Annotated in this window: 13 protein-coding genes; 3 read left to right on the top strand and 10 right to left on the bottom strand. The window is 42.6% G+C overall.

Features of this window, described 5'->3' with window-relative positions:
- Window positions 1-20 precede the first annotated feature (20 nt).
- Window positions 21-296, bottom strand: a complete 276-nt coding sequence (locus ACWNM1_RS19075; protein ID WP_042188584.1) for a hypothetical protein — start codon at window positions 294-296, stop codon at window positions 21-23.
- Between the two features lie 177 nt (window positions 297-473).
- On the opposite strand from ACWNM1_RS19075, the gene ACWNM1_RS19080 reads away from it, so the two are divergent.
- The 3 genes from ACWNM1_RS19080 (at window position 474) to ACWNM1_RS19090 (ending at window position 3,390) form a co-directional block, all read left to right on the top strand.
- Window positions 474-1,706, top strand: a complete 1,233-nt coding sequence (locus tag ACWNM1_RS19080; protein ID WP_449602227.1) for an aminopeptidase — start codon at window positions 474-476, stop codon at window positions 1,704-1,706.
- A gap of 50 nt (window positions 1,707-1,756) precedes the next feature.
- Window positions 1,757-2,986 (top strand): aminopeptidase, encoded by a 1,230-nt coding sequence (locus ACWNM1_RS19085; protein WP_449602228.1) that lies wholly within the window; start codon window positions 1,757-1,759, stop codon window positions 2,984-2,986.
- Between the two features lie 221 nt (window positions 2,987-3,207).
- Window positions 3,208-3,390 (top strand): hypothetical protein, encoded by a 183-nt coding sequence (locus ACWNM1_RS19090; RefSeq protein ID WP_042128123.1) that lies wholly within the window; start codon window positions 3,208-3,210, stop codon window positions 3,388-3,390.
- 72 nt (window positions 3,391-3,462) lie between these two features.
- Here the strand turns inward: ACWNM1_RS19090 and ACWNM1_RS19095 are convergent, their stop codons facing one another.
- The 9 genes from ACWNM1_RS19095 to ACWNM1_RS19135 form a co-directional block, all read right to left on the bottom strand.
- The gene (locus ACWNM1_RS19095) at window positions 3,463-4,155 is read right to left on the bottom strand and encodes an AlkZ-related protein (protein WP_449602232.1); all 693 of its coding nucleotides are present in this window, start codon (window positions 4,153-4,155) and stop codon (window positions 3,463-3,465) included.
- A gap of 26 nt (window positions 4,156-4,181) precedes the next feature.
- Window positions 4,182-4,754: a TetR/AcrR family transcriptional regulator gene (locus tag ACWNM1_RS19100; RefSeq protein ID WP_449602229.1), complete on the bottom strand. Its 573-nt coding sequence runs from the start codon at window positions 4,752-4,754 to the stop codon at window positions 4,182-4,184.
- Window position 4,755: 1 nt separating this feature from the next.
- Window positions 4,756-5,472: an MBL fold metallo-hydrolase gene (locus tag ACWNM1_RS19105; protein WP_449602233.1), complete on the bottom strand. Its 717-nt coding sequence runs from the start codon at window positions 5,470-5,472 to the stop codon at window positions 4,756-4,758.
- Window positions 5,473-5,668: 196 nt separating this feature from the next.
- The gene (locus ACWNM1_RS19110; RefSeq protein WP_449602234.1) at window positions 5,669-5,848 is read right to left on the bottom strand and encodes a helix-turn-helix transcriptional regulator; all 180 of its coding nucleotides are present in this window, start codon (window positions 5,846-5,848) and stop codon (window positions 5,669-5,671) included.
- Between the two features lie 199 nt (window positions 5,849-6,047).
- The gene (locus ACWNM1_RS19115; protein ID WP_449602230.1) at window positions 6,048-6,650 is read right to left on the bottom strand and encodes a nitroreductase family protein; all 603 of its coding nucleotides are present in this window, start codon (window positions 6,648-6,650) and stop codon (window positions 6,048-6,050) included.
- Between the two features lie 120 nt (window positions 6,651-6,770).
- Entirely contained in the window at window positions 6,771-7,547 is a 777-nt protein-coding gene (gene pstB / locus ACWNM1_RS19120; protein ID WP_042188599.1) for a phosphate ABC transporter ATP-binding protein PstB, read from the bottom strand.
- Window positions 7,548-7,586: 39 nt separating this feature from the next.
- Window positions 7,587-8,483, bottom strand: a complete 897-nt coding sequence (pstA, locus tag ACWNM1_RS19125; RefSeq protein ID WP_042128135.1) for a phosphate ABC transporter permease PstA — start codon at window positions 8,481-8,483, stop codon at window positions 7,587-7,589.
- Window positions 8,480-9,382 carry a phosphate ABC transporter permease subunit PstC gene (gene pstC, locus ACWNM1_RS19130; RefSeq protein WP_042128137.1) on the bottom strand — a complete coding sequence of 301 codons (903 nt, stop codon included), beginning with the start codon at window positions 9,380-9,382 and terminating at the stop codon, window positions 8,480-8,482. Before pstC ends, pstA begins: the two co-directional genes overlap by 4 nt.
- Before the next feature lie 91 nt (window positions 9,383-9,473).
- The gene (locus ACWNM1_RS19135) at window positions 9,474-10,406 is read right to left on the bottom strand and encodes a phosphate ABC transporter substrate-binding protein (RefSeq protein ID WP_042132223.1); all 933 of its coding nucleotides are present in this window, start codon (window positions 10,404-10,406) and stop codon (window positions 9,474-9,476) included.
- Window positions 10,407-10,609 lie beyond the last annotated feature (203 nt).

Genomic DNA, 10,609 nt, shown 5'->3' on the forward strand with positions numbered 1-10,609 from the left:
TCAATCAACACTTGTATGTTTTACTCTTCAACGATCTCTTGTTTATCTAGTGCGGCATCAAGCAATTGATTATATACATCGTCATCATTTTCAAGTAGCGCGTCAGTTTCTAAGAACTGCTCTTCACTTCCAGGCTCACCAGCAAAGCTTAGGCTGTAATCCCATTCCGTTCCTCTTGTACTGAAAAAAGTAATCTCATATGGAGCCTTATGGTTTTCGAGAGTAAATATCGTCCTCCCTACATAGCTTTTATCCTCTTTACGGCTCATTTCAGCACTTACGATCTCTAAATTCATCCGTTAATCTTCCTTCCATTCATCAAATCATTTCCCCTCTCAGTATAGCATTGAAATGAATGTAATTCCTCAATTTACACTGTAAATTCCATGTAATTGACTTTTTTCATCCGGCGGTTAATAATTTAGTACAATACTTGTAAAGTACCAAACTATTAGTAATTGGAGGAAATATCGATGACTGATTTCGAGGCAAAGCTTAGTAAATATGCAGATTTAGCTGTGCAAATTGGGGTTAACGTTCAACCAGGGCAAATTCTGGTGGTGAATGCACCGATTCTTGCAGCTGATTTCGTTCGTATGATTACCGCCAAGGCATATGCGATTGGAGCAAGCTTGGTGAAGGTGAACTGGAGTGATGCAAGCATTACACGCCAGCAGTTTGAACATGCTGCACCAGAAGTGTTCACTGAGCCTCCTACTTGGTACGCAGGTGAAATGACCGAATTCGCCGAGAAGGGTGCGGCTATTCTTAACGTGATCGCGGAAGATCCTGATGCACTTAAAGGTATTGATCCTGTACGCATATCAAATTATCAAAAAGTACGGGGAGCCGCACTCACCAAATATCGTGAAATGCAAATGTCTGACAAAGTTAGCTGGAGTATTGTTGCCGTACCTTGTCAGGCTTGGGCGGATAAAGTATTCCCGGATGTTCCAGCTGAAGAACGTGTAAGTAAGCTATGGGAAGCTATTTTCCACACCGTACGTCTTGATCGTGAAGATCCAGTAGCTGCATGGCAAGAACATCTCGACACCTTAGATCAAAAAGCAAATGTACTCAACGCAAAAAAATATAAGAAGCTGCATTACATAGCAACGGGTACAGACCTAAGCATCGAGCTTCCAGAAGGTCATATTTGGGCACAAGGTGACAGCATTAATGCGAAAGGTCATTCTTTTGTAGCCAATATGCCTACCGAGGAAGTATTTACCGCTCCTTTAAAGACTGGTGTAAATGGCACCGTACGAAGCACCAAACCTCTTAGCCATGGCGGCAACATTATCGATGAATTCTCTATTACTTTTGAGAACGGACGAATTGTTAGTGTTAGTGCAGAGCAAGGACAAGAAGCACTAGAGCACCTCATTAGTATGGATGAAGGAGCAAAATACCTAGGTGAAGTTGCATTAGTTCCACATAAGTCCCCTATCTCAGAGTCCAATATTCTTTATTACAATACCTTGTTTGATGAGAATGCATCCAATCACCTAGCTATAGGTATGGCTTATGCTTTCTGTTTAGAAGGCGGTAAAGATATGACTCCGGATGAACTGATTGCACATGGATTGAATAATAGCGTTACCCATGTGGATTTCATGATCGGTTCTGCGGAGATGAATATTTACGGGATTACTGCTGATGGAACAGAAGAACCTGTATTCCTTAATGGAAACTGGGCGTTCTAATAACTGTAAATATGAAATGAAGACTAGAGATATTGAAAGGAGTAGAAACTATGTTGGATTTCAAGAAAAAACTGGAAAATTATGCATTGCTGGCAGTGAAGATTGGGGTTAATATCCAACCTGGACAGACCCTTGTTGTAAATTCCGACATCGTTTCCGCAGAACTAGTGCGTCTTGTAGTACGTAAAGCTTATGAAGCGGGCGCAAAGCTCGTCAAGGTTAATTATAGTGATGAGGTTGTTACACGTACTCGTTATGACCTCGCTCCATCCGATTCCTTTTTGGAACCGCCACAATGGCAAGCAGATGAATTGGAAGATCTAGCTAAAAAAGGTGCAGCATTTCTATCGATAACTTCAACGAATCCAGATCTATTGAGCGGTGTTGAGTCAGGAAGAATTGCAGATAATCAGCGGATCTCTGGACAGACATTAGCTCCATATCGTGAGTTGTTAATGGGGAATCACGTAAGCTGGAGTATTGTAGCATTCCCATCAGCATCGTGGGCGGCAAAGGTATTCCCTGAAGCATCACTTGATCAGCAGATTGATTTGCTATGGGATGCTATCTTTAAAGCTACACGTGCGGATCAAGCTGACCCTATTCAAGCATGGAGTCAACATTTAGATGGCCTGAAAGCACGTTGTACTGCTTTGAATGATAATAAGTTCCGCAAGCTGCACTATACAGGACATGGAACCGATTTGACGATTGAGCTACCAGAAGGGCATATTTGGTGTCAAGCAGGAGCTGTCAATGGCAAAGGAGTTCCTTTCCTAGCCAATATCCCTACAGAAGAAGTATTTACTGCTCCACTGAAGTCTGGTGTGAATGGTAAGGTAAGCAGCACTAAGCCGCTTAGCTATGGGGGTAATCTTATTGACAATTTCACCCTCACCTTTGAGAACGGCAAAGTAACGGATTTTACCGCTGAAAAAGGTTCAGAAACGCTAGCTTCCCTTATCGCGTTAGATGAAGGCTCTGCTTATCTTGGAGAAGTCGCTTTGGTGCCTTTCCACTCCCCGATCTCCGAGAGCGGAATTCTATATTACACCACATTATATGATGAGAATGCCTCCTGCCATTTGGCGTTAGGTGCAGCATATGCCTTCACCCTTCAAGAGGGTACGACAATGACCAAAGAACAATTGAAGGAAAAAGGAATGAACCAAAGCCATACACATGTTGATTTTATGATGGGTTCACCTGAAATGAGCATTGATGGTATTAAGGATGATGGAACAACCGTACCTATCTTCCGTGATGGAGATTGGGCTTAAATTGTTCGCTTAAATTATTGAATAAATAAAATGCCAAACAACCTGCTTAGTTCCTCTTCCGAGGACAAAAGCAGGTTGTTTTTTATTGCATACTAGATATCCAGAAAATAAATAGTCCAAATTTGAATAAAAGTTCAATATTTGTTCACACTATTGTTGATTTCCGTTCACAAATATGTCACAATACAGTTAAGGATCTAATTTCCAAGGAGGGGATTATCATGTTGAGAGACCCAATATCCAATGAAATTGACAGCGTTGAAGAAGAGCAGCTCGAAATTCAAGCACCGGTGGATTCAAGAATTGTTGCATCTAATGCAATCAAATATACCGCCTATGTTATGCTGTTTTTCGGATTCTTGTATTTCCTGATTGCTTACTTGGCACCTATGTTGGAACAATAATGTGATGGATATGATTTTATTAGAAAACGCTTACGGTTAATCACTCTCATGGGGAGTAGTGATTAACCGTTTTTATTTCCATGAGAATGCTTTGTTCGTCCAGGCTATTGCTGTAGGCGACCATATGCCATTCATTTTGGAATGTAGCCAAGCTATCGCCTCTTCTCTATTGCCTTCAAATGAGGAAAGACTGTTATCTTTCATCCAGTGGCTTACTGTCTCAAACGAGGTACTGCTCCAGCCATTTTTCTCACCTTCTGCATTTTGGCGTTCTTTTACACCTGAAATAACGATGTCCAGCGATGCCTGAAGCTCCGTAACCGCATTATCAAAAGCCGTCTTCTTTTCTTTAGCCTTCATATCAGCTTCAACACGAAGTATACGCGTATCAATCCCTTGATGTTCACGGATAATTTGCAGTAAAGTCACTGCTTCTCTGCTGGCCAATCCGTCATTATAACGTTCTTCTATAGATTTAGTACTACCTACAGCTGCCACAAATGCTGGAAACCACTCCCTAGAGACCAAGATAGCTTTCTTCTTAACAAATTTACCGTATCCAGCCAGGCCTTCACCAGGAAACCTTACACGCCATGACCATGGATCTAGCTCTGAACCCGTATGCCAATTCTCCGCTTTCGTTAATCCATTTAAAGATGGGTGCTCAGGAATCAGAGTGGCAAGCGGCAAAATCCCAATCTTGGTAACGATTTCTGCAGTTTCCTCAAAGGTGATAACACTTTCCTCTTCATATCCCTTATACATCACAACTTCATCTCCTATGTACTCCATTATTTAGACTTCATATTTCCGATCCCAGCAATATAAGTACTGATGAGCCGAGATAGGCTTACATTCGTATCAAGCGCCATTCCAAAACCGCCCTTTTGTTCCAAAGAGGCAAAGCCATGCAGTATGCTTCGTAACCCGCGTACTGCATGAATTTCTCCTTCCTCACCCAATTGATAATCCTTCATCACATGAATGATAAGCTTCAAAATACGATCACTTGCCATTTCCAGCTCCGTATTTGCCTGTTCAGGGGCTCGCAACGTTGTCTCATATAATCCAGGTCGGCTTCTAGCAAAGTCCACATACGCTCGCCCCATCGCCTGTACAGCAGCGTCTCCACTAAGGCCTTTAGCTGCGTTGGCCATTGCACTAGAAAGCTCGCCTAGCCCATAAATCGCAAGTTGTGTGCGCAATTCCTGTAGCCCGTTAATGTGATTGTATAAAGACGGAGAACGAACACCTAATTTGTTAGCCAATGCGGCTAAGGTTACAGCCTCTATTCCATCATGATCGGCGATTTCTGCTGCTGCAATAACTAGCGTACGACGATCTAATCCTGCTCTAGGTGACATTTTAATTACTCCTATCTTGAATCATTTGTGCTTTATGAATAGCTTTCTCCATGGTTTGTACTGGGTTTCTAAGTAAATCTCCATGTCCAGTAGCCAGTATAGTCGGGGAAGCCTCTAGAAGCTTAATTGCACTTTTTAATGCTTGATCTTTACTCCAGGTTGCCATAGCCGGAAACGGAAACCAAGGTATTACGGTTCCAGAGACTGCAGTTCCCCGGAAGGTTTGAAAAGCATCTCCAACGATAACAGCGCCGCTTCGTGAATCAATGAAAGACATAGATCCAGGGGTATGTCCAGGAGTTAGAATTGCTGTTAATGAACCAATGGTATCTCCATCATAGAGCAATACATCTGGTCTCGTTGTTACCTTCTTGGGCACACCTCCCTTTATAGGGGTCTGAGGTTCTCCCTCACGAAGGGAACGATCTCCACTAAGCAATGCTGCATCCCTTTCTGAAATGTACACCTGAACCTCTGGAAGCTGTCTCTTTAGCTCATCCAGTGCACCTATATGATCGTCATGAGCATGCGTCAATATAATACGAGTGATCTTTTTATCAAGCTTCGCTGCGGTAGCTATAATTCCTTTTATACTGAACGGCATTGCCGCATCAATCAAAGTCAACTCATTCTCTTCCTCAATGATGTAACAATTCACAGGAAACACTCTTGGCATCCAAGTTAGCTGTAATAAATGACCTTCACGCGTTACTCTCATCATTACCCCTCCATAAAACTAATGGTATTAGCTTAAATATAAACTAATCATATTAGTTTTACAAGAGTGAATTATTAGTTTTCTTATCCATCTAGACTTTTGTCAGCATTTTCATTAGATCTTTTAATAATGAACCACTGCATCCATGTAATCCCAACGAAAAATATAATGGAACCCACCCTTAACCCTCTCAATCTTATTCCTCCCAAAAAATATCGTCTAATGTTCGATCCAATGCCTTGCAGATGGCTATGCACAACTTAAGCGTTGGATTATAGTTCCCGGCTTCAATCAGACCAATCGTCTGTCTTGTAACCCCTACAACTTCCGCTAACTGTTCTTGGGAAAGATCTTTTTGTATACGTGCCAGTTTCATCTTGATGTTCTTGTTCTCCCCCACGCTTTTCCCTCCTTATTTAAATTCTTCCACTTTTCTAAATTGTAATCAATATCATTCATTATGTACATTATATATTGCTAGTAACATTCATTAAACAAAAAAAGCATCCCTAAGGATGCTTTGGATAAATAAATTCCTTTGATATTCACTATTCAAATGCTGTATAGTCTACTCCTTATTCCACTACATCGTTCTCTGGATAGCTATCAATGATCTGCAATCGTTCAGAAGCATCCGTTCGTGGACGGCTGTCTGGCACAGTCTCCGGGTATCCGGCATGGATCATCGCTATGATCTTCTCTCCTGGCTTCACACCAATTTTGTTACGGAATTCAGGATTATTGATATAAGGATCGGTCTTCCAAATCGTTCCCACGCCTTGCTCCCAAGCCGCTAGCTGGAAGTTCTGTACAAGTGCTGACGCTGCTGCAAAATCCTCATCCCACTCTCTCTGCCGAGGATCCTCAGGCATCACCACAATTAACGTTAATGGAATATTTGAGATATATTCTTTTCGCTTAGCAGCCACTTCAGGATCAGAAAAAGCACGTTTCACGAAAGCAAATGCCGCTTCAGCCAAGAACTTTGTACCATCACCTTGAAAAGCAATAAATCTCCACGGCTCACGCACCCCATGATTCGGCGCCCATACAGCTACATTTAACAATTCCTCTAAGAGACCTTGCGGCAGTGGATCTTTTTTAAAAAGCTTAATAGAGCGTCTTTCTCTTATTACTTCAGCTACGCTATTCTTTTGAGTCGGTTGAGTTTGTGTCATGAGATCCACTCCCTATAGCAATAATGATAATCATTATCATTAATGATACAGTATCTATCTTCCTTTTGCAAATAATAGAAACAAAAAACACCGTTCCCTAAGGAACGATGTTGAAAGGCTTCAGCCGAAACGACCCATGATATATTCTTGTGTCATTTGATTCTCTGGATTAGTAAAGACCTTATCCGTCTTATCGTATTCTATAAGGGATCCCAGATAGAAGTAAGCCGTATAATCAGAAATCCGTGCAGCTTGCTGCATGTTGTGCGTCACAATTACAATACGAAGCTCTTCTTTTAACTCCTTGATGAGCTCCTCAACTTTACCAGTGGAAACCGGATCTAGTGCGGATGCTGGTTCGTCCAAGAGTAGAATTTGCGGGTTAACTGACAACGCTCTTGCAATACAAAGGCGCTGCTGTTGTCCACCGGACAAAGCTAATGCTGAATCTTTTAAACGGTCCTTCACTTCATCCCACAACGCTGCTTTACGAAGGCTGCTCTCTACAATCTCATCGAGTGCTTTTTTTCCTTTTACCCCATGGTACTTCGGTCCAAAGGCGATGTTATCATAAATGGATTTATAGAACGGATTGGGCTTTTGCCAAACCATACCGATCTTCTGACGCAGTTTGATAACGTCTGTGCCAGGAGCATTAATATCAACGCCATCAATCCAGATGCTTCCTTTGGTTGTTGATCCGGAGATTTCGTCATTCATACGGTTCAGTGAACGAAGAAAGGTTGATTTACCGCAGCCGGATGGGCCGATCAGTGCAGTAACCGTATTTTCAGCAAAAGGAAGACTAATCCCCTTTACTGCCTCATATGTTCCATAAAAAATACTCAGGTCCTCGGTTTGAAAAGATTCACGCACTGCTGTTGCCGACGTTCCCATCGATTACTCCTCCTACATCTCTACTTTAGTTTTTAGGAATTAGTTCATTCTTTTTGAAGCTGTAAGCTTACGATAAATAAATCTACCGAAATAACGTGCTGCCAAGTTGAAGATTAACACCATAATTACAAGTACTGCTGAAGCTCCCGCAGCAATTTGCGCGGCATCAGGAGCAAGGCCTTCACTATTTACCTTCCAGATATGAACAGCCAGTGTTTCAGCTGGACGGAAAGGATTCAGTGGTGAGTTCGGACTAAGTGGATTCCAGTTGGTGAAATCTAGTCTTGGGCTACTCATTCCTGCAGTGAACATCAACGCGGCTGCTTCCCCAAAGACACGGCCAGCGGACAAAATAGTACCCGTAATAATCGTTGGTAATGCTACTGGGAACAACACGGAGGTTACGATTTTCCACTTGGACAATCCTAGTGCAAAACCAGCCTCTTTTTGTTGCTTCGGAACACTACGGAAAGCTTGCTCCGTAATCCGAACCATCAGCGGTAGATTAAAGACCGTCAATGCCAGTGCTCCAGAGATTAAGGAAAAGCCAAGATTAAAATAGTTAACAATCAGCAATAGACCAAACAAGCCGACTACGATTGAAGGGAACGAAGATAATACCTCAACAATTAAGCGAATAAAGCCGGTGATTTTTCCTGGACGAGCATATTCAGCCATGTAAATACCGGCACCCAGTCCTAGAGGTACTGTAATTATTAGCGTGAGTACCAAAAGGAATAAGGAGTTGAATAGCTGAGGGCCAATTCCTCCACCTGCTCGAATTTTTTGCGGTGCAGAGAATAGAAAATCCCAACTAATGTGACTAAGACCCCGAAAGAGGATATATCCTAATAGACCAACCAGAATAGCTACGATGAGCAATGCGAAAAACACAATAAGGCTTGTGGCAATTTTATTTACGGTTCTCGGCTTCAAATTTTATTTCTCCTTTCAAGCAGTCTCACAAAGAAGACAAATACAAAGGTCATCAGCATAAGAACCAGTGCCATACTCCACAGAGCATTATTGTGCGCAGAGCCCATGGTTGTGTTCCCCATTCCAAGTGTGATTACACTCGTCAGGGTAGAAGCAGATTCAAAGAGTGATTTTGGTACGAATGGCGCATTCCCGATAACCATCTGTACAGCAAGGGCTTCACCGAATGCACGTGCCATCCCCAGTACAATACCAGTCATAATAGCAGGAAACGTTGTCGGAATAATCACTCGAGAGATCGTCTGCCACCGGGTGGCACCAAGCGCATAGGAGGATTCCTTTAAATTTTGCGGCAATGAAGCCAGCGCGTCTGCAGCCACGCTTGTAATCGTCGGAAGAATCATGACCGAGAGCACAAGCGCGCCTGCAGCTACCCCGATGCCTTGACCAGGCAGGTTGTTGCGTAGAAACGGTACAATAACACTTAATCCGATGAAACCATAAACAACTGAAGGGATACCTGCCAACAGCTCGATTACGGGCTGAAGCAATTTTTTGCCCCATCCTGGGACAATCTCAGTCATGAACAGCGCAGCGCAAAGGCTAAGTGGACTAGCAATCAATGCTGCAAGTAGAGTGACTAAGAAGGATCCCGTGATAAACGGAAAAGCACCAAAGGATGGCGTATCTGCTTCAGGTGACCACTTTGTTCCGAATAGAAAATCAGTAACGCTAACATCACCGCTTGTGAAAGTTGAAATACCTTTAGACGCCACAAAATATACCATCGATACAATGATTGTTATCAATAGCAGTACACAGAAGGACATATATGTACGTCCCACAAAATCTTCAATATGATGTTTCTCGATGCGTGAGTTCTTTAGTTTCACCCTCAATTGCTCCCTCTTTCTAAAGTGAAAAGAGAGGCAGATGTATCCGCCTCTAATCACTTGAGATTCTAATCCTTACAAATTACTTAGAAGTGAATTACTTAGCTGTAACATTTCCTGCAACGTCACGAGTAACTTGCATTTTTACTGCTGGAATGTATCCAAGCTCAACGACTTCACCTGTTTGTACTTCGTCTGTCAAGAAAAAGTCAAGGAATGCCTTTACTGTTTCATTTGGTTCGCCGTTTGTGTACATGTGCTCGTAAGCCCATACTGGATATTTACCAGAAATAACATTGTCTACAGATGCTTCTACACCATCAAGGCTAAGTGTTTTGATTGAATCATCAAGGTATGAAAGAGCCAGATAACCGATAGCCCCTGGAGTTTCTCCGATCATTTTCTTAACAGTACCGGAGGAATCTTCTTGAATGGATCCTGGGATATCTTCAGTTTTAGTTCCAAGTGCAAAGCTTTCAAAGGTTGCACGAGTACCGGAGCTGCCTGGACGGTTGATGATTTGGATTTTTTGATCCGCTCCGCCAACTTCTTTAAAGTTTGTAACTTTTCCTGTAAAAATATCGATAAGCTGTTGCTTAGTCAAGCTGTCTACACCAGCATCCGGATGGGTTACTGCTGCGATCGCTACTACTGCTACTTGATGATCTACAAGAGCTGCTGCTTTTTCTGCATCTGCATCTTTTAGTTTTTCTTCTGCGAATACGTCAGAGTTACCGATATCTACTTGTTTCTCAGCTACTTGAGTAAGACCAGTACCACTGCCGCCGCCTTGAACTTGAATGTCCACACCAGCATTTTTATCCATGAAATTCTCGGCTACCAGCTCAACCAATGGTTGTAGTGCTGTTGAACCTGAAGCTAGAATCGAACCACTTATTTTAGCGCCGCTACCTTCATTTGTAGCTGCAGCGTTTCCTCCCGTATTGTTTGCCCCACCATTACCGCAAGCTGAAAGTGCTAGTACGCTTGTTAAAGCCAAAGTCATAACCCAAGATTTTTTGAATTGCATTGTTTTGTCTCCTCCTAAATGTTTTGTTAGCACGGCTTCCTCATACAGTTCATACGGAACTGGCTTCGCAAGCTTTAACATGGTGTTGTGGAGCTTTGGCCCCCATATGCTTGTTAACTGTAAAAGTGCGTTGACGCATATGTTATTGTTGTTGTCCGGAGCTTCTTGGCCCCTCTGACTCTTCTTATTCTAGAGCTCGTTCG

This window comes from Paenibacillus sp. Marseille-Q9583, assembly GCF_976954365.1.

Excerpts from the sequence above, each read along its gene's own strand:
- ACWNM1_RS19075 (WP_042188584.1), bottom strand. The coding sequence starts at position 296 with ATGAATTTAGAGATCGTAAGTGCTGAAATGAGCCGTAAAGAGGATAAA.
- ACWNM1_RS19080 (WP_449602227.1), top strand. The coding sequence starts at position 474 with ATGACTGATTTCGAGGCAAAGCTTAGTAAATATGCAGATTTAGCTGTG.
- ACWNM1_RS19085 (WP_449602228.1), top strand. The coding sequence starts at position 1,757 with ATGTTGGATTTCAAGAAAAAACTGGAAAATTATGCATTGCTGGCAGTG.
- ACWNM1_RS19090 (WP_042128123.1), top strand. The coding sequence starts at position 3,208 with ATGTTGAGAGACCCAATATCCAATGAAATTGACAGCGTTGAAGAAGAG.
- ACWNM1_RS19095 (WP_449602232.1), bottom strand. The coding sequence starts at position 4,155 with ATGTATAAGGGATATGAAGAGGAAAGTGTTATCACCTTTGAGGAAACT.
- ACWNM1_RS19100 (WP_449602229.1), bottom strand. The coding sequence starts at position 4,754 with ATGTCACCTAGAGCAGGATTAGATCGTCGTACGCTAGTTATTGCAGCA.
- ACWNM1_RS19105 (WP_449602233.1), bottom strand. The coding sequence starts at position 5,472 with ATGAGAGTAACGCGTGAAGGTCATTTATTACAGCTAACTTGGATGCCA.
- ACWNM1_RS19110 (WP_449602234.1), bottom strand. The coding sequence starts at position 5,848 with ATGAAACTGGCACGTATACAAAAAGATCTTTCCCAAGAACAGTTAGCG.
- ACWNM1_RS19115 (WP_449602230.1), bottom strand. The coding sequence starts at position 6,650 with ATGACACAAACTCAACCGACTCAAAAGAATAGCGTAGCTGAAGTAATA.
- pstB (WP_042188599.1), bottom strand. The coding sequence starts at position 7,547 with ATGGGAACGTCGGCAACAGCAGTGCGTGAATCTTTTCAAACCGAGGAC.
- ACWNM1_RS19135 (WP_042132223.1), bottom strand. The coding sequence starts at position 10,406 with ATGCAATTCAAAAAATCTTGGGTTATGACTTTGGCTTTAACAAGCGTA.